The organism is Bradyrhizobium sp. Rc3b, assembly GCF_900114915.1.
Taxonomy (GTDB): domain Bacteria; phylum Pseudomonadota; class Alphaproteobacteria; order Rhizobiales; family Xanthobacteraceae; genus Bradyrhizobium.
The window spans coordinates 109,901-129,051 of the sequence record NZ_FOUS01000004.1 but is presented as its reverse complement, the minus strand read 5'-3'; the positions used below and the strand labels follow the sequence as shown (position 1 = coordinate 129,051).

At 63.4% G+C, this 19,151-nt stretch carries 14 protein-coding genes; 7 read left to right on the top strand and 7 right to left on the bottom strand.

The genetic code is table 11. The features are described 5' to 3' along the window. Nucleotide 1: 1 nt before the first annotated feature. A complete protein-coding gene (locus BM190_RS10625) occupies nt 2–5,287 on the bottom strand; it encodes a VCBS domain-containing protein (protein WP_244550633.1) in 5,286 nt (1,761 codons plus the stop codon). A gap of 658 nt (nt 5,288–5,945) precedes the next feature. Between BM190_RS10625 and BM190_RS10620 the strand changes: the two genes are divergently transcribed. Together BM190_RS10620 and BM190_RS10615 are read left to right on the top strand one after the other, a co-directional pair. Next, nucleotides 5,946–6,677 carry a transglutaminase-like cysteine peptidase gene (locus tag BM190_RS10620; protein WP_092254194.1) on the top strand — a complete coding sequence of 244 codons (732 nt, stop codon included), beginning with the start codon at nt 5,946–5,948 and terminating at the stop codon, nt 6,675–6,677. A 168-nt stretch (nt 6,678–6,845) separates the two neighbouring features. Then, complete coding sequence (locus BM190_RS10615; RefSeq protein ID WP_092254192.1) at nt 6,846–7,958, top strand: lysozyme inhibitor LprI family protein; 1,113 nt, start codon at nt 6,846–6,848, stop codon at nt 7,956–7,958. A gap of 213 nt (nt 7,959–8,171) precedes the next feature. On the opposite strand, the gene BM190_RS10610 is transcribed toward BM190_RS10615, so the two are convergent. The 6 genes from BM190_RS10610 to BM190_RS10585 all read right to left on the bottom strand — a co-directional run bounded on the left by BM190_RS10610 (nt 8,172) and on the right by BM190_RS10585 (nt 14,986). Continuing rightward, on the bottom strand, nt 8,172–9,371 hold the full coding sequence (locus BM190_RS10610) for an ABC transporter substrate-binding protein (RefSeq protein ID WP_018321349.1): 1,200 nt from the start codon (nt 9,369–9,371) through the stop codon (nt 8,172–8,174). 105 nt (nt 9,372–9,476) lie between these two features. After that, entirely contained in the window at nt 9,477–11,315 is a 1,839-nt protein-coding gene (locus tag BM190_RS10605) for an AMP-dependent synthetase/ligase (protein WP_092254190.1), read from the bottom strand. Nucleotides 11,316–11,406: 91 nt separating this feature from the next. Next, a complete protein-coding gene (locus tag BM190_RS10600) occupies nt 11,407–12,195 on the bottom strand; it encodes an ABC transporter ATP-binding protein (RefSeq protein ID WP_092254188.1) in 789 nt (262 codons plus the stop codon). Between the two features lie 3 nt (nt 12,196–12,198). Then, nucleotides 12,199–12,957 carry an ABC transporter ATP-binding protein gene (locus BM190_RS10595; protein WP_018321346.1) on the bottom strand — a complete coding sequence of 253 codons (759 nt, stop codon included), beginning with the start codon at nt 12,955–12,957 and terminating at the stop codon, nt 12,199–12,201. After that, a complete protein-coding gene (locus tag BM190_RS10590; RefSeq protein ID WP_092254186.1) occupies nt 12,954–14,105 on the bottom strand; it encodes a branched-chain amino acid ABC transporter permease in 1,152 nt (383 codons plus the stop codon). The genes BM190_RS10595 and BM190_RS10590 overlap by 4 nt, the downstream gene beginning before the upstream one ends. 5 nt (nt 14,106–14,110) lie before the next feature. Next, a complete protein-coding gene (locus BM190_RS10585) occupies nt 14,111–14,986 on the bottom strand; it encodes a branched-chain amino acid ABC transporter permease (RefSeq protein ID WP_018321344.1) in 876 nt (291 codons plus the stop codon). A gap of 263 nt (nt 14,987–15,249) precedes the next feature. Between BM190_RS10585 and BM190_RS10580 the strand changes: the two genes are divergently transcribed. The 5 genes from BM190_RS10580 to BM190_RS10560 all read left to right on the top strand — a co-directional run bounded on the left by BM190_RS10580 (nt 15,250) and on the right by BM190_RS10560 (nt 19,134). After that, on the top strand, nt 15,250–15,999 hold the full coding sequence (locus tag BM190_RS10580; protein ID WP_026202537.1) for an ABC transporter ATP-binding protein: 750 nt from the start codon (nt 15,250–15,252) through the stop codon (nt 15,997–15,999). Beyond that, the gene (locus tag BM190_RS10575) at nt 15,996–17,531 is read left to right on the top strand and encodes a permease (protein WP_092254184.1); all 1,536 of its coding nucleotides are present in this window, start codon (nt 15,996–15,998) and stop codon (nt 17,529–17,531) included. Before BM190_RS10580 ends, BM190_RS10575 begins: the two co-directional genes overlap by 4 nt. 75 nt (nt 17,532–17,606) lie before the next feature. Then, a complete protein-coding gene (locus BM190_RS10570; RefSeq protein ID WP_018321341.1) occupies nt 17,607–17,861 on the top strand; it encodes an AbrB/MazE/SpoVT family DNA-binding domain-containing protein in 255 nt (84 codons plus the stop codon). Further along, entirely contained in the window at nt 17,858–18,262 is a 405-nt protein-coding gene (locus BM190_RS10565; RefSeq protein WP_092254182.1) for a type II toxin-antitoxin system VapC family toxin, read from the top strand. The genes BM190_RS10570 and BM190_RS10565 overlap by 4 nt, the downstream gene beginning before the upstream one ends. 59 nt (nt 18,263–18,321) lie before the next feature. Continuing rightward, nucleotides 18,322–19,134 carry an MBL fold metallo-hydrolase gene (locus BM190_RS10560; protein WP_092254881.1) on the top strand — a complete coding sequence of 271 codons (813 nt, stop codon included), beginning with the start codon at nt 18,322–18,324 and terminating at the stop codon, nt 19,132–19,134. Nucleotides 19,135–19,151: the final 17 nt, after the last annotated feature.

Sequence of the window (19,151 nt, the reverse complement as noted above, 5' to 3'; positions counted from 1 at the left end):
GTCAGGAATGCACTATGAAGTCGCTCGCCTGAAGACTGACACCCTTGACGAGGATGGTGTTCGCCGCATCGAGCGTGATCAAAGTATCCGTTCCAGACGCAGCCACGTGCTGAGCCATCCAGTCGGACACGCTGGCGGTGGTCACGACGGCCGACAGGTCGATGTGGTCCTGATTGTGCGTGAAATCCAGAATGATGTCGCGATTCGAATTGGCCGCGAACACGAATTGATCCTGATAGCCCGTCCCGAACAACACATCCTTGCCATCTGTGCTGGCGAGGGTCACCGGGCCTTGTTCGGCCAGATTGAAGATCAGGTTGACCGTATCGCTCGCACCGTGGCTGTCGGTGACGGTGATCGCCAGCTTATCCGTCGCAGTCCCACCTGGGCTCGGCTCGGCGTATGTCAGATATTGAAGGGCCGAATTGACGCTCGCCAAGGTATCGGACGTCGATGCTGGCTCCACATATGTGCCCGAATCCGCCGCCGCAGTGAGTATGAAGGTTTCATCGGGAGCAGCGTCGGCGTCGGCGACGGTGATGCCATGGACGAACACCATGTCGCCTTCCTGCGTGACGTAAATCTGGTCGACGTCGATCACCGGAGCGTCGCTCTCGTCCGCGCCGGTCACGTCCACGGTGAGCGTGGCCGTGCCGGTTGCACCGTGCACATCTGTGGTCTGGACCGTGAAAATATCCGCGTAGGAGCCGTCGGCCAGCGCGTTGATCGCGGCGGCGTTCGGAACGTAGCTGTAGCTGCCATCGGGATTGACCGTCAGCGTCCCGTAGAGTCCGCCAGCTGTCGTCGCCGCATGGTGATCCGCGTTGATGACGGCATAGGTCAGCGTCGCCGTCTCGCCGGTATCGACATCGTTGCCCGCCAACGTCCCGGTCAGATCGCAGAAGGTGTCGTCGGCCGTCGTATCCTCGAGCGGTCCGATGTGGCGATCGGCCAGCGTCGGCGCGTCGTTGCTGCCGGCGATGTTGACGGTAACGACTGCGCTCGTGCCAGCGCCCTCGGCATCCGACGGAACGATCGTGTATTGCAGCGACAGCGTCTGGCCGGCGGCGAGGAAATCGAACGCCTGCCCGTGCGAATTGAAGGTCCAGGTGAACTGCGTATGAGTCGCGGTGCCGTCGAGGATATCACCCGAGGGGACAGTGAGATCCGCGAGGAGGTCGGCATTCGACAACCCGCCGACGCTGCCCGTTTGCAGCACGCCGTCGAGCGTAACCTGTACCTCGCTGACCGCCACCGTGACGTGATCGGTCGCATCGACGTCGGAGACCACCAGCACGCCATGCGCAAGCTGGCCGGCATTGGTTTCCACCAAATCGGCAACGGCGCCGCCCGGCCCGGAGGTGCTGCTTGCCCAGTCCGCATCGCCCGCGATGGCGAGGCTCTTGGCGGGGTTGACCGCATTGGAGGCCGTGGTCCCACCGCCGTCGGCGAGCTGGTAATACGCGGCCAGATTGGCCTCGTTGCCGGTGAGCGCGGTGAAGTCGATCGACTGGATCTGAGCTTGCGTCAGCGCGGTGGTCCAGACGCTGACATCGGCGATCGAGCCGGTGAAGCCCTGCGCCCCGAAGCCGGGGGCGTACCTGTCGCTTGCGGCCCCGATCATCATGTAGGACGGATCCTGGCCGCTGCCGACCGCGTTCACGCCTCCACTGTGGGAGTAGACGGCGTTCCCATCGACAAAAAGCGTGAAGGTACCCTGATCGCGCGTCAAGGCGAGGTTATGCCATTGCCCTGCAGTGAGCGCGAAGCCGGTATCCAGGATATCGACGCCTCCCTCGAGAATTTCGATCTCCAGATTGCCGCTGACGACGGTACCGATAAGACCGAAGCCGGCTGTCGAGGTATTGCCGTTGTAGAACAGGACCTGGCCGTCGGGCGCAGCGCCTCCGTTCCAGTTTACCCAGCCATCCAGCGTAACCCCATCGGACGCGACGGTCGGCACCTCGCCGACCGCGATGGTCTGGCCGTCGAAGTTCATGTAGTCCGACGTGACATAGGACACCGCCGGCGCATCGTTGGTGCCGGTGATGGTGACGGTCACGTCCTGGCTGATCTTGCCGCCATGCTGGTCGTCGAGCGTAACGGTGTAGACCTGGGTGATGGTCTGCCCTTCCGCCAGCGACTGCAGCACGGGGTCGCTGTTGTCGAGCGTGAAATGCCAGCCCAGTGTCGCGCCGTCGTCGTTGTCGCTGCCGGATTCGGACACCGCATCGATCGTGAAGGTGCCGATATGCGAGCTGGCTCCGAAGCCCGGCAGGTCCGAGCTGACGGACGAAGATTTGAACGACCATGCCGCCGTGTGGGTGTCGGTCAGGTCCAGATCCTGGATCGCCAGCGTGCCGTCCGCCGTGAGCGAGGCGCACTCATCCTCGGTCACCGCGCCCGTCGCTGCGGCGGCATCGCTCGTGATCGTCGGTGCATCATTGACGCCCGTGATCGTGACGGTGACGTCTTGGCTGACGATACCGCCATGATGATCGTCGAACGTAACGGTATAGACCTGCGTGATGGTCTGGCCCTGCGCCAGCGACTGCAGCATTGCATTGCTGTTGTCGAGGCTGAAATGCCAACCCAGCGTCGCGCCATTGCTCGTGTCGGTATTGTACTCCAGCACCGACTGATCGATCGTGAACGTGCCGATGTGCGTGCTGTCGGCATCGAAGCCCGGCAGAGCCGAGCTGATGGACGACGACTTGAACACCGCCTGCGCCGCATGGGTGTCGATCAGATCGAGGTCTTGAATCGCCAGCGTGCCGTCGATCGACAGCGTCAGGCCCGCGTCCTCGACGACATGACCTGTCGCCGCCGCGGCACCGCTGGTCACGGTCGGCGCGTCGTTCTTGCCGGTGATGACGACCGTGACGTCCCGCGTGACGGTCCCACCGTGATGGTCGTCGATCCTGACAGTATAGACCTGCGTGATGGTCTGCCCTTCCGCCAGCGACTGCAGCACCGGGTCGTTGTCGTCGAGCGTGAAGGTCCAGCCCACTGACCCGCGGGAGCTGGCGCCCGGGCTTTCATTCACTGAGCCGAGGCTGAACGTGCCGATATGCGAGGTGCCGTCGCTGAAGCCCGGCAGATGCGCGCTCGAAATCGTCGACTTCAGCGAAAAACTCGCGGTGTGGGTGTCCGTGAGATCAGGCTCGTTGAATGTGATGGTGCCGTTGGCGGCGAGCGTGGCCGCCGTATCCTCGGTCACCGCACCGGTCGGCGTGGTCAGATCTTCGACGATCGTCGGCACGTCGTTGGTGCCCTCGACATTGACGTCCGCACCGTCGATGGACACGGTAACCGGCGTGCTGACGACACCGCCGTGCCCGTCATCGACTTGCACCACGTAGTTGAGGGTCAGCTTCTCGCCTTTGGCGAGGAAATCGAACAGATGGTCGGGAACGCTGTAGGTCCAGGTGGCCGAACCGTTATTGCTGTTTCCCGCGCCCTGTACCACGGTCAGCGGCACCTCGACGGCGGCGATCGCCGCGAGCTGCTGCGGCGTCAGCGTCGACGTGATGTCGTGGCCTTGCGCATCGAGATATTTGAACGGCTGGGTCGACGAGAGCGCCGCGCTCACGATCGGGCGGTCGGTCAGATCGACGTCGGTGAAGGTGACAGTGCCCGTGATGGTATCCAGAGTCTCGTTGCCGGTCCCGACCTTCTCGATGACGGTTCCGCCCAACGTCGCGACGGTGGGCTTGTCGTTCGTTCCCGTGACCGTGATGGTGATCGGGATGAACTTGGACTCGGGATTGACTGCGAAATTAGTGTCGACGCGGACCATATAGGTCAGCGTCAGCGTTTCGCCGGCCGCGAGGAAGTCGAAGACTTTGTCCGGGATCGTGTACGTCCAGACCGCCGAGCCGTTGTTATTGTTGCCGGCGTCGGGGGCGACGTTGATCTGGATCTGGGTCGCCGCGATGTCCTGCTTCTGGAGCGCCGAGAGCGAGCCGGTGACGTCGTGCTGGCCGACGTCCTTGTAGACATAGTTCGGCGCTTCGGCGAGGCTGATGCTCACCGTCGGCCGGTCGCCGAGGTTTTGATCGACGAATCTGATCAGGCCGGAAATCGTATCGGAATGCGTGTCGCCGGTGGTGTCAGCACGCTCGGTCAGCGCGAACGCCGACTTCACATTGCCGCCGGCGTCGAAGCTCTGCACAATCGGCTGGCCGGGGATACGCACGATGGGCGGCGTGGACGTGCTGGGCGCCTCCGATCCCTGCGGATTGAGATTGACGAATGTCGCGGTCGCGACGGCGCCGCCCCCCGACTTGAACACCACGTCCAGGCTCATCGGCGTGAGCGTGTCGGTGAAGTTCGTGGTCAGCTTGGTGTTGGTGTTGTTGTCGGTGAACTTCAGCGTGAACACGTCCGTGATCAGCTTCTGAACATCCGGCGACATCAGCGCATTGGAGATCGAGACGTTGCCGCCGCTGATCTGGATCATCTGGCCGGCCTGGTTGACCGTCGCGATCGGCAGCAGCGTGACCTTGTCGAACAGGATGTAGGAGCCCGTCGTGCCGTTCGGTTCGACCAGCACCTGGAAGCTCGCCTGCGGCTGCGGATCGCCGCCACCGGCGGGAACGACGAAGTTGATCTGGGTCAGCACGGCGGTGCCGCGGATGCCCATGGTGGCAACCGGCGTGTCGATCTTCATGTCACCGTGCTTGGCGGTCTCGCCGGCGACGAAGGTGATGGTGCCGGCGACGAGGCTCAGCAGCGAGGAATTGCTCGACCCGTTGGGGTCGTAGACCATCTCGTTCAACACCATCCGCGCATTCGAGGACAGGCCGAACACGGTGCCGTCGATGAAGGTGATGCCGAGCGTGGAATCCGCGCCGGTCGAGACCACGTCACCCTTCTCGACGTTGTCGCCGTTGTTCAGGATGACCGAGACGCCGTTGCGGATCGCGGTCGCGCTGCCCACGAGCTTGGTGACGTGGCCGATGACCTGGGCTGCGGCCGCGCCGCCGGGCGCGGCCTGAGCAACCTGGACATGACCCGTAAGCGCGTTGACGATTTCGCCAGTGAGATGGGCGCCGTCGGGCGAGGCGAGCGCGGCACGCTTTTCGCCCCTGAAATAATCGTGAACGACGAATTCGTGCCCCTCGTGGGACAGCACGAGATCGAGACCGGCACGCTTGAATTCGCCGTTGAAGATCAGGTTGGGGTCGGGAACAACGAACGCGCCCTCAGGCACGTAACCGTGCGCCTTCGCCGTAAAGGAATCGACATGGGCACCGCCGGGCGAGCGGGAACCCTGGCCATCCAAAGCAATCGCGGCGTCAAATTGGCCAGCGTAGTTCAACCGGGCACCGTAAAAAGGGTTAAAATTTAAGTAAGTATCGACCGCCTAAGCTTGCATAGCATTAGCAAGTCCTTAGCGATACCATCTATTGCTTGTGTGATTTCGCATCACTTGGCCCCAGGAAACCCCACGTCTTGGCGTCGCTCCAGAGAAGCGAAAGTAACCTTTTAAATATTCGGAAGTCGAATTCGGCCTGTTTCCGCGCATTTCCAGTCATCCAAAGTAACCTGCCGTATAGTCAAAGAGCAGATACTTGCGTCATCTTACCTTCGCGAGGTCCCGCAGCATCCTGCGGCAAATACGCACTTAAATCTGTGACCTAACTAACAGAACCCCATGAAATAGGGGGGTCGTTAGCCATAGGACCCAGATTCGGCACTGCCACAACCTGTGTCTGCAATTGGCTCGATTTCGCGGCAGACTGACACCTCCTAGCCGGCGAATCGTAAAATTTTACGCAATTTGGACGGGCCTGTTTCAGCCTGTTCCCCGGATTTGGAACCCCAGCCGGGCGCGTTAAGCAGAACAAAACAGCCTGTCTCGCACTATCTCCGCGAAAGCAACAAAGCCCGGCGCGTTCAGGTCGAGGGGGACTTGGACCGAAGCCGGAAGGGGATGTCAGATGGAGACCGCTGCTCGCTCGCGCGCCTGGCGCGCAATCCTTGTCCTGTGCGGATTGGTCCTGTGTGGGTCGGCCGCCGAGCTTCGCGCCGGCACGCTGCTGTCGCCGGGCGCAGGCCTACTCGTGCGCAAATCCGCCGAGCCGTTCGGCGTGTTCGCCTTCGCCATCTCCGCCGGCAGCCTGCAACAGAAATGGCTCCTGCTGAAGGACAAGCTCGACGGCGACATGGTGCAGCTCGCGCTATGCGACGGTGACCGCGACAATTGCGCTTCGCCCGCGGCCCTGAAGCTGCTTGCCATCGTCGACCAGGCCCGCGCCCGCGATGGCCGCGCCCGGCTTGGTGAGACCAACCGCGCCATCAACCTTGCCATCCGGCCCGCCAATGACGGCATCGACGACGTCTGGAGCTCGCCGCTGGCGACCTTCGCGCGCGGCGCCGGAGATTGCGAGGACTATGCCATCGCCAAGCTGGCCGCGCTGCGGCTGGCGGGCGTGGCCGCCGAGGATCTCCGCATCGTCGTGGTGCGCGACGTCAGGGCCGGCGAGGAGCATGCGGTTGTCGCCGCGCGCCTCGATGGCCGCTGGCTGATGCTCGACAACCGCCGCATGGCGATGGTCGAGGACGACGCTGCGCGGAGCTACCAGCCGCTGTTCGCGCTTCATCGGTCGGCCGTGATGAAATATGTCGACGAACCGATGCAGGTCTCGATGATGGCCGTCGAGGCGCGCTGAGCCATCTTGTAGTCCGGATGGAGCGCAGCGAAATCCGGGGCGCGGTCGCTTATCGCTCGAATCCCGGATTACGCTTCAGCCGGGCTACGAACCTCGGTTCACCAAAAACCCATTCCACCACGCGATCCGGACGGCTAGCATAGCCACGGCTTTGCGGGGGCGACGGGAATGCGGTTCATCGTGCTGACTGTGATTGCGTTGCTGGCGCTCGCCTCACCCGCGTCAGCGCAGTCCGACCGCTCCATCGCCGATCGGCTGCCGCTGTTCGCCAAGAACAACTGCCAGCAGATTCGCGACCCCGGCAATCAATTGTTCTGCGGTGATGCCACGCTTGCCGCCGCCGCCGAGAAGCTGAACACCGCGATCGAGGCGCGGCTCGCCCGCCTGCCCGATCGCCTTCCCGCGATCGAGGAGAATGCGATCTGGATCCGCCAGCGCAATCTCGGCTGCGGCATCGTCGGCCAGACCGCGATCCGCCCCGACGATTTCGAGCGGGTAAAGGCGTGCCTGCTCAAGGTGACAGAGGAGCGCGCCGCGATCCTGCGCGATCCGGATTTCGACTGCCTTGCCGCCAACACCGCGGCGGGCGCGGTGATCTGTGCGGACCCGTCGCTGGCACTCGCCGAAACGGAGCTCAATGGCCAGGTGCTCGGCCTGATCGGCAAGCTGGACCCGACCGCAGCGCGCTTTGCCTTCGCTGAATATGGCAGGTGGACACGAGAGCGCGATCGCAAATGCAATTTGGTCGGCAAGGAGAACGTGCCGCTCCAGGAGCTCGAATCCGCAGAGGATTGTCTCTCCGACCATCTAAAGCACAAGGCCGACGAGATCCGCACGGCAAAGGGCGACCCCAGAAAGGTGTTCGGCCGGCAGGTCGCGGCCCGCATCCCCGACACCGACGCGGTCGACTTCTGCGCGGCGCGGATCCATGCGGCCAATTCGTGCGGCAGCTTCCTCCGCATCAACCGCGTCTACGCGCTCGACAGCCAGGTGACCGAACAGGAGGCGCAGGTCACCGGCGAAATCGAAATGGCGGTGCTGGCGCCCTTCACCATGTGCAGCAAGGTCGCATCCAGCTGCACCGGTACCTGCTGGGACGCCAGGACCGGCCTCCCGCAGCCGAGCGCCGCCAACAAGGAGCGTTCGGCAGAAGCCTTCAACGTGACGCGCCGCCTGAGGATCCAGCGCACTTTTGCGTTCGTCAAAGCCGCCGACGGCTGGCGCTGCCGCGAGGACGAGTTGGCACCGGTGAATTCGGGGACGGCGAGCGGGGGATCTTGAGTTTCGCTCAGCTTGGCGAGCTTCTTCCTTCTCCTCTTGCGGGAGAAAACGCCGAAGCCAAGCTTCGGCTCTGGCGCCGGATGAGTTGTTTTTCCGCTCGCTAGGCTATTCGTGAGGATAGAGACCCCTCACCCGGCTCGCCGCTTTGCGGCGATCCACCCTCTCCCGCAAGGGAAGAGGGTGCACCGGTCGTGTCGCGAGAGCCGCCCTTCATCAAAACATCAGATTGTCCTTCACCAGCACCCAACGGCCGTTCTTCACCTGCTGCACCTGGGTGACGGTGGTGGCGAGATGGTTGGTCTTCGAGAACACGGTCGGCGGCGAATTGAAGATATCCTGGAACTTGTCGCCGGACTCCAGCGCGTCGAGCATCTTCTGGCCAGTGAGATCCTTGCCAGCCTTGTTGGCATAATGCGCGAACGTCATCACCGCATTGTAGCCGATGATCGCCTGCGTATTGGCGTCGGCGTTGAACATCTTCTTGTAATTGACGAGCCAGTCCTTCACCTTTCCCTTCGCGGTGTCTTCGTAGGGGATTTCGAAGTTCGAAGCGGCATACAGCCCTTCCACCACTTCCTTGCCGAGCGCCGGCACTTCGAGCACGTTGACGGGCGTGGCACCGAGGAAGGTGACCTCCCAGCCGAGCTTCCTGGCCTCGGTCATCGTGCCGATAGGCTCACGGAGGACCGCGCCGAGCACGACGAGGTCGCAGCCGTCGGACTTCATCTTGGCGACCTGCGCCGAGAAGTCGGAGGCGCCGCGCTTGTAGCTCGTGATCGAGGCCGGCTGCACCTTCATGGCGGCGAGCTGTTGGTTAAAACCATCGAGCACGTTTTTTCCGTACTCGTCGTCCTGATGCATGATGCACGGCTTCTTGAAATTCTTTGCCTCAATCATGTATTTGAGCGCTGCGCGCGTGCTCTCGACATAGGGCAGGAGGTTGTTGAACTTCAGCCGCTCCTGCGGCTTGGCCGCATCGAACTTGAAGGTGAACTCGGCCGCCGTCAGCGGGAAGAGCTGAAGCACGCCGGCGTCGAGCAGGATATCCTGCGCAGCGAGCACGGTCGGCGATCCCATTGGTCCCACCATCGCGAAAATCTTGTCGCGCTCGATCAGCTTTTGCGAAGCCAGCACAGCTTTCTTCGGATCGTAGCCGCTATCCTCGACGACAAGCTTGATCTTGCGACCCTGGACACCGCCCGCCGCGTTGATCTCCTCGACCGCCATCTTCATGCCGTTGGAGACCGGCACGCCCCAGCCCTTGATCGGGCCCGACAGGTCCTGATGCGTGCCGATGACGATCTCGGATGCCGAGATGCCTTCATTGGTGACCTTGGTTTGAGCGGCGGCCGGCAGACAGGTCAGCGCAAGGGCGCTCACCGCCAGGCCCAGCGCCTTCAGCGATTTCGACATTGCAGTCCTCCTTCAGTGGCCCGTGTTGAGCGAAGGATCGGGCCTCTCAAGCCTTCGCCGTTTTCTCAAATCCATCTCTCTTGAGCATGATCCTCCGGATCTTGCTCAAGCAACCGCGCGCTCGCGATACATCGCCTCGATCTCGGCGGCGTAGCGCTTGTTCACGAAGCCGCGCTTCAGCTTCATGGTCGGCGTCAGCTCCTCGTCCTCCGGTGTGAGCTGGCGTTCGATCAGGTAGAACTTCTTGATGGTCTCGACGCGGGCAAAATTGCCGTTGACCTGCTCGATCTCGCGCCCGATCAGGTCCTGAATCTCGGTCGCCCGGCACAGGCTCGCGTAATTGGTGAAGGGAATGTCGTGGTCCTGGGCGAACTTCTCGACGTTCTCCTGGTCGATCATCACGAGGCAGGTCAGATACGGCCGCTTGTCGCCGATCACGACCGCATCGGAGATGTAGGGCGAGAATTTGAGTTGGTTCTCGATCTCGGACGGCGTGATGTTCTTGCCGCCGGAGGTGATGATGATGTCCTTCATCCGGTCGGTGATGCGGACAAAGCCTTCATTGTCGATGGTGCCGACGTCGCCGGTGTGCAGCCAGCCGCGCTGATCGATTGTCTCGGCGGTCTTCTCCGGCTGGTTCAGGTAACCCATGAACAGGAAGTCGCCCTTGATCAGGATCTCACCCTCGGGCGACAGCGTGACCTCGCCCCAGGGCACGGCGGTGCCGACCGAACCGAGCTTGATCCGCTCCGCCGGCATCATGGTGGCGACACCGCAATTCTCGGTCTGGCCGTAGAGCTCGTGCATGTCGATGCCGAGCGCGAGATACCAGCGGATCAGCTCCGGCGCGATCGGCGCTGCGCCGGTGAAGGCGACGCGGCAGCGATCGAGCCCGATCATGCGGCGGATGTTGCGGAATGCGAGCCGGTAGGCGATCCGGCTTGCGAGGTGCAACGACAGCGGCGGCGGCTTGCCTTCGATCCGGTAATCGACCATGCGGTAGCCGATGCCGATGGCGCGGCGATAGACCCATTGCTGCAGCGGGGTCGCATCCTTCAGCGCGATGGTGATGGCGGAGTAGAATTTTTCCCAGATGCGTGGGACCGCGAGGAAGACGGTCGGCTGCACCTCGCGCAAATTGTCCGGCACGGTTTCCGGGCTCTCGGCGAAATTCATCACCGAGCCGAGTGCGACCGAGATGTAGTAGCCGCCGATGCGTTCGGCGACGTGGCACAGCGGCAGGAAGATCAGCCTGTCCTCGTCCTCCTGCGCCGGGATGAAGTCGTTGGCGTGACGCATCTGGTGCGTGACGCTGCGGTTGGCATGCATCGCGCCCTTGGGGGGACCGGTGGTGCCGGAGGTATAGACCAGGATCGCGAGATCGCCGGCGCCGCGGCTGTCGAGCATCTCCTGCCACAGCGCCTCGCGGCCGACCATGTGATTGCGGCCGAGCGCGCGAAACTCGTCGAGCGACATCACCATGTCGTCGGAGAAGCCGCTGAGGCCCTCCATATCGAACACGATGATCTTCTGCAGGCTCGCGCAGCGCGAGCGGCAGGCGAGGATCTTGTCGAGCTGCTCCTCGTCCTCGGCGAAGATCACTTTGGTCCGGGAATCGTTGATGAGATACTCGACCTGGGACGACGCGTCGGTCGGGTAGATGCCCGAAGCGACGCCGCCGGCGCACAGGATGCCCATGTCGGCATGGACCCATTCCGGCACGGCATTGGCGATGATGGAGGCGACGTCGCCGGGCATGAAGCCGGAGGCGTGAAGCGCGTAGGCGATCTCTTTCGATATCGCCAGCCATTCGCGCCAGCTTGTCGGCTGCCAGATGCCGAATTTCTTCTCGCGGATGGCCGGCCGATCGCCCCGCGTCTCCGCAGCGCGCAAGAAGCTCTTCGCGATCGTATCAGCGACCGTCAGCACCGCCGGTCGGGCCATGCACGTCTCCTCCTTGTCGCCTGCCTCCGCTGCCTGCCTTGCCGGCGGTCTTGAGTGCGGATGGCAAGCTCATCTTACTGCCAGCTCTTCCTCACCGCCACGTCTTCTTCTTTTTCCAGCGCCGCTCGCCCCGCGCGCCCGCTTCCTTGGCGCCAAGGTAGAACTCTTGGATGTCCTGGGAATGCATCAAGCGGTCGCAGGTGTCGTTCATCACGATACGGCCGATCTCCAGCACGTAGCCGTAATGCGCCGTCTCCAGCGCCACCTTGGCGTTCTGCTCGACCAGCAGGATCGACATGCCCTGCTCCTCGTTGACGCGGCGGATGATGGTGAAGATCTCCTTCACCAGCAGCGGCGACAGGCCGAGCGACGGCTCGTCGAGCAGCAGCAGCGTCGGCCGGTTCATCAGGGCGCGGCCGATCGCCAGCATCTGCTGCTCGCCGCCCGAGAGCTGGCCGGCCGGCTGGTTGATGCGCTCCTTCAGCCGCGGAAAGTAACCATAGACGCGCTCGAGATCCTCCGCGACGCCGGCGCGGTCCTTGCGCGGATAGGCCCCCATCATCAGGTTCTCGCGCACGGACAGGAACGGAAACACCTCGCGTCCCTCCGGCACATGGCTGAGGCCGAGCCGCACGATCCGGTCGGCCTCCATGCGCTGGATCGGCTTGCCCAGGAATTCGATCGAGCCCTTCTGTGGGTCGAGAATGCCCGAGATGGTCTTCAGCACCGTGGTCTTGCCGGCGCCATTGGCCCCCAGCAGGGTGACGATGCGGCCGCGCGGCACTTCCAGCGAGATGCCGCGGATCGCCATGATCGGCCCGTAATAGCTCTCGATGTTGGAGAGTTTTAAGATGATTTCGGGCGTGACGGCGGCAACCATGCGTCAAGCTCCCAGATACGCAGCGACGACGTCGGGATGCTGCTGGACTTCGGCGGGCGACCCCATCGCCAGCACGCGGCCGTAGTTGAGCGCGATGACGCGATCGGAGACGCGGTTGACCAGCGACATGTCGTGCTCGACCATCAATACGGTGACGCCGAGCTCGCTCTTCATGTCGCGGATCCAGAACGACATGTCGTCGGTTTCCTCGACATTGAGGCCGGACGATGGCTCGTCGAGCAGGATCAGCTTCGGCTCCGAGCACAGCGCGCGCGCCAGCTCGATCACCTTGCGCACGCCGTAAGGCAGGCCCGAGATCAGCTTGTCGCGATAGGGTTCGAGGTCGAGGAATTCGATGACCTGCTCGACCCTGCGGCGATGGACTTTCTCGTTGGCGCGCACGCTCGGCAGGAACAAAAGCTCCTGCCAGAGCTGCGTGGTCGAATGCCGATGGCGGCCGACCAGCAGGTTGGACAGCACGGTCGCATTCTCGAACAGCTCGATGTTCTGGAAGGTGCGGGCGATGCCGAGCTTGGCGATGTCGTAGGGCGGCTCTTCGGTGATATCCTGATCCTCGAAGAAGATGCGGCCCGAGGTCGGCCGGTAGATCCGCGAGATCAGGTTGAAGATCGAGCTTTTGCCCGCACCGTTCGGCCCGATGATCGAGAGGATCTCGCCCTTCTCGACCGCGAAGGACACCGCATCGACGGCCTTGAGTCCCCCGAAATGCAGCGACAGATTCTCGGCGCGGAAATAGCTCATCGGTTCCGCTCCGACTTCACGTAGATCTTCTGCCGCTTGAAGGTGGCGCGCTTGTAGAGCGGGAACAGCTGGAAGAAGAGTTTTATCTTCAGCCAGCGGCCGTAGAGACCGAGCGGCTCGAACAACACGAACAGCACGATGATGATGCCGTAGATCGCGCCCTTGAGGCCGTTGAGCGAGGCGAAGGCCGCGACCTTCGACTGGATGTTGCCGGCGGTGGCCGGGCCGGCGCCGAACGTCGCGGCGATCCCAGCGATCATACCGGGCATGTCGTCCTTCAGATAGGTCAGGAACGGATCGATCATCACGATGAAGATCGCGCCGAGCACCGCGCCGTGCAGGCTGAAGGTACCGCCGATCAGGATCACGATGATGAACTCGATCGAGAGCTGGAGCGTGAACATCTCCGGCGAGATGAAGGAGAGCTTGTGCGCGAACAGCACGCCGGCAAAGCCGGTGATTGCCGCCGAGATCGCAAAGGACTTCACCTTATAGAGCGCGACATTGACGCCCATGCTGCGCGCCGCCGTCTCGCTGTCGCGGATCGCGACGAAGGCGCGGCCCGTCGGCGAACGCAGCAGGTTGAGCGTGCCGACGATGGTCAGCACCAGCACCGAGAGGCAGAGGAAATAGAAGGTGGGGCTGTCGCGCGGGACGGTGACGCCGAGCAGCGACAACGTCTTCACCCGCATACCCTCGTTGCCGTGGGTGACGCTTTCCCAGCGCGCCAGGATCTCCTCGACGATCAGGGCAAAGGAGATGGTGGCGATGACGAGGTAGATGCCGGTCAGGCGCAAAGCGGGAAAGCCGACCATCGCACCGATGATGCCGGTCAAACCTCCGGCGGCGAGGAAGTAAACCGGGAACGGCACGTTGTACTTCTGCAAATATGCCGCCGTGTAGGCCCCGATGGCGAGGAACGCGGCGTGACCGAGTGAGGCCTGGCCGGTAAAGCCGGTCAGGATCAGCAGCGCGACGCCGACGATCGCATAGATGCAGACGAAGACGAGCTGGCTCATCAAATAGCTGGAGAGCACATAGGGCGCGATCAGCAGCAGTACGAGCAGGATGCCGTACGAGACCAGATAGCCCGAATGCGGGAACAGCTTGATGTCGTCCTCATAGTCGGTCTTGAACAGGAAGCGCATGGCGTTCAGACCTTCTTGCGGACGTGGTGGCCGAACAGGCCTTCGGGCTTCAAGAGCAGCACCGCGAGCAGCACGAGATACGGCGCGACATCCTTCCAGCCTTCGGGCAGGTAGAAGCCGGCCATGCTCTCGATCACGCCGATCAGGACGCCGCCGACCACGGCGCCCGGGATCGAGCCGAAGCCGCCGAGGACCGCAGCGGGAAATGCCTTGAGGCCAAGCACGAGGCCGACATTGGAATGGATGAAGGTGATCGGCGCCAGCAGCACGCCGGCGCAGGTCGCCACCGCCGCGCTGATCGCCCAGACGATCGACACCACGCGCTTGACCGGAATGCCCATGTAGTAGGCCGCGAGCATGTTCTCGGAACTGGCGCGCATCGCGGTGCCGAGCGTGGTCTTGTTGAAGAACAGATAGAGCAGCGTGCACAGGATCATCGTCGCCGCGATCACCGACAGCTTGTCGTAGGCGAGCACCAGCGAGCCGATGCGGAGCACGCCCTGGCTGAACGGGGTCTCGATCTTCAGATCATCGGTGCCCCAGATCATGCCGGCAACCGAGCGCAGGAAATAGCCGAGGCCGATGGTCGCCATGATGATGGAGAATTGCGGATAGCCGAGGATCGGCCGCACCACGACGCGCTCCGCCAGCATGCCGAACAGCGCCATCGCGGCCACCGCACCGGCAAAGCCGATCCAGTAGTTCAGGCCCATCATGCCGATGAAGGTGAAGGCGAAGAAGCCGCCGAGCATCATCAGATCGCCCTGGGCGAAATTAACGACCTCGGTGGCCTTGTAGACGAGCACGAAGCCGAGCGCGATCAGGCCGTAGACGCAGCCGAGCGCAACACCGCTGACCAGCTGCTGAACGAAATCCAGCATTGACGCGCGTCCTCCCGATACAGCCGGCGGCTCTTCCCGACCGCCTTGCCGCATCTTGTGTCCAGTCGCTACGCAGTCGTCTCGCTGCGTTAGCGCCATTTGTCCGGAACCAATTCAGCCTGAACCGCTCCGTACTGTCAACAAACGGTGACTTGCCATTAGTCGAAACCGGATGGCGGAATTTGTGGGCCGTAGATTCACGGTGCCGAAACATCTTGGGATCATGGTCGCGAGCGATGCAAAACCCGGATAGTGTGGGCGTCATGAAGCGGGACAAGTCGGCGCTGGAAGTCCTGGGGTTAACGAAGCGTTTTGACCGTCTGGCGGTCGACAGCCTCGATCTCACCATCCACGCCGGCGAATTCTATGCGCTGGTCGGTCCCAACGGCGCCGGCAAGACCACCACTTTGCGCATGGTCGCGGGCCTGCTGCGGCCCGATGCCGGCGCGGTCTCGATCTTCGGCATCGATGCGCTCGAAAATCCCGTCGCCGCCAAGCAGGTGATGGCGTGGGTCTCCGACGAGCCGATGATCTACGACAAGCTGACCCCGCTCGAATATCTCGAATTCGTCGCCGGCCTCTGGGGCATCGCGCCGTCGGTCTCGGAGCCGGTCGCGCAGGACCTGCTCGGCTCGCTCGGCCTCGAGCCGCACCGACACGAGCGCTGCGAAGGCTTTTCCAAGGGCATGCGCCAGAAGGTCGCGCTCGCCGGCGCGCTGGTGCACGATCCCCGCCTCATCATTCTCGACGAACCGCTGACGGGGCTCGATGCCGTCTCCGCCCGCCACGTGAAGGGCCTGCTCAGCGAACGTGTCCGCGCCGGCTGCACCGTCATCATGACCACGCATATTCTCGAAGTCGCCGAGCGCATGGCCGACCGCATCGGCGTGATCGCCTCGGGCCGCCTGGTGGCCGAGGGCACGCTGACCGAGCTGCGCCAGCAGAACGGCCATGCCGATACCAGCCTGGAGGATCTCTTCATCGCGCTGGTGACGCTTCCGGAAGCCGCATGAGCTCGGCCACCGCGCTCTCCTGGTTCGCACGCCACGAGCTCCGGCTCGCCTGGCGCGAATGGTTCGCCATGATGACCGGCGGACGGCGCAAGCGGGCGCGCGCCGCCGTCATCGGCCTCATCTGCTTCGCCGCGCTGCTGCACCTGCCGGCCTGGGCGGTGATCGGCCGTTTCGCCGATCTGCAGCTGCCGCTCGACAAATCCTCGCTGATCGTGATCTCGGCGACGATCTTTCTCGCCTGGACCTTGATGCTGTCGCAGGCGATCGAATCGGTGACGCGGGTGTTCTACGCCCGCGCCGATCTCGACCTGATCATGTCCTCGCCGGCGACGCTCGCCAATCTGTTCTCGGTCCGCATCGCCGCGATCGCGCTGACCGTCACCGCGATCGCGCTGCTGTTCTCGACGCCCTTCATCGACGTGCTCGTGATCGGCGGCGGGGCGCGCTGGCTCAGCGCATTCGGGGTGGTCGTCGTCATGGGCCTGTCGGCCGCGGCGGTCGCGATCGCCGTCACCATCCTGTTGTTTCGCCTGATCGGCCCGGCGCGCACGCGCCTGATCGCCCAGATCCTCGCCGCGATCATCGGCGCCGGCTTCGTCATCGCGCTCCAGGTCGCGGCGATCATGTCCTACGGCACGCTGTCGCGCTTCACCATCCTGACCTCAGGCAGCGTGGCCGCCCATGCCCCCGATGTCGAGAGCATCTGGTGGTGGCCGGCGCGGGCGGCGATGGGCGACAGCGAAGCGCTGCTGCCGCTCCTGGCGCTCGCTTTGGTGCTGCTCGGAAGCGTCATGGCGATCTTCTCGCATCGCTTTGCCGACACGGCGATCGATGCCGCCGCTTACGGCACCTCCGGCAACAGGCGCGCGAAGGAGCGCCCGTTCCGCGCCGGGTCGCGGCAGCAGGCGCTGCGGCGCAAGGAGTTCTCGCTGCTCTGGCGCGATCCCTGGCTGATCTCGCAGACCCTGATGCAGCTGCTCTATCTGGTGCCGCCGGCCTTGCTGCTCTGGCGCAATTTTGCCGACAGCTCCGCGGCGCTGACGCTGATCACGCCAGTCGTGGTGATGGCGGCCGGACAGCTTGCCGGCGGACTGGCCTGGCTGACCATCTCGGGCGAGGACGCCCCCGACCTGGTCGCGACTGCGCCGCTGACGCCATCCGCCGTCATCCGCGCCAAGATCGAGGTGGTGCTAATCGCGATCGCCGTCATCTTCTGCCCGCTGATCGCCGCTCTGGCCTTCGCCGCACCGATCCAGGCAGCAGTGAGTGCCGGCGCGATCATTCTCAGCGCGGCCTCCGCGACCGCGATCCAGCTCTGGTTCCGGGTGCAGGCCCGGCGCAGCCAATTCCGCCGCCGCCAGACCTCGTCGCGGCTCGCGACCTTCGCGGAGGCGTTCTCCTCGATTGGCTGGGCCGCAACCGCGGCATTGCTGCTTGCACTCCCCATCGCCGGCCTCATCAGCGGCTTGATCACCGCCAGCCTCGTTGCGATCACCTGGAAGTTCAGCCCAAGGCGGGACAAGAAGGCGTGAGAGGCGCCTTGCCTGCCTCACTTGAAAGTAAGGCTAAATTACCTTACCTATCGGCTATCAAGAATTGAGGATCCCATGGGCACGCTTACTGTCACGGCAAAGGGGCAGGTTACGCTGCGGAAGGATCTCCTGGAGCACCTCGGTGTGCATCCCGGCGACAAGATCTCGATAGAGAAGCTTCCTGGAGGGCGGGTTGAGGTGAAGGCAGCTCGGCCCGTCGGAAAGATTTCGGACGCCTTCGGTTTCCTGAGAGGAAAAACGAACGGTCGATCATTGTCGATCGAGGAGATGAACGAAGTCATCGCTGACGGCTGGACCGGCAAGCGATGAAGATAACGCCCGACACCAACGTGTTGGTGCGCGTTCTGGTCGGGGATGACGCCGAACAGAGCAAGGTGGCCGAAGCCCTTCTCAAGAAGGCAGACCTAATAGCCATCTCGATTCCCGCACTGTGCGAACTGGCCTGGGTTCTCTCTCGAGGCTACAAAACTTCGGCTGAGAATATCTCGGCTTCGATCCGGCATTTGATCAATGCCTCCAATGCGGTCGTCGATCGGCCGGCAGCCGAGGCTGGATTGTCGCTCCTCGAGGCCGGGGGCGATTTCGCCGATGGCGTCATCGCCCATGAAGGCAATTGGCTTGGAGCCGACACTTTCGTGTCCTTCGACAGGAAAGCCGTGAAACTGATCGAGGCAAGCGGCGGATTGGCGCGGCTGGCCGGCACCACATGACGCGAGGATAATTCGTCGATACACTCAGCAGATCGTCGATGAGCGGCGGACGGTTCTGCATGTTTCGACCATTGCTGACGGCTCTTGCGTTTCTCAGTTGGCTGGCCGCCCCTGCCCCCGCCCAGCAGCCACAGCGCAGCGAATGCCTAGCGATGGCCAACGCGGCCCCGCGTATCCTGCCGGTGGCGTTCCGGCCGGCGGCCGGCACAGGCGGGGTCGAGATCACCTATGCCGGCCATTCCACCTATTTCATCGACACGCCCGGCGGCCTGCGCATCGCGACCGATTATAGCGGCGCCTATCAGGTCGGACGACTGCCCGACGTCGTGACCATGAACCGGGCCCACAGCACGCACTACTCGCTGTTTCCCGATAAGCGCATTCCTCACGTGCTGCATGGTTGGGGCGAGGACGGCAAGCCGGCGATCGTGTCGGAGCGCATCAGTGACGCCTTCATCCGCAATGTCACGACCGACATCCGCCGCTATTTCGGCGATGATGCCGGCGCCGACATGATCCGCGACGGCAATTCGATCTTCATCTTCGAGGTCGCGGGGCTCTGTATCGGCCATCTCGGCCACCTCCATCACAAGCTCGACGACAGCCATTTCGCCCAGATCGGACGGCTCGATATCGTGATGGTGCCGATCGACGGCACTTACACCATGTCGCTCGAAGGGATTTCTGACATCACCAAGCGCCTGCGCGCCTCGGTCGTGCTGCCGATGCATCGCTTCGCCACCCCGCTCGACGATTTCATGCGCCGGATCGGCCAGCAATTCGAGATCGACCGGCGCTCCGAGCGGTCGTTCCGCATGTCGCGGGATGCGCTGCCGTCGAAGCCGACGGTGATCATCCTCGACGGGGTCTGACGCGCAATTTTCTCCAA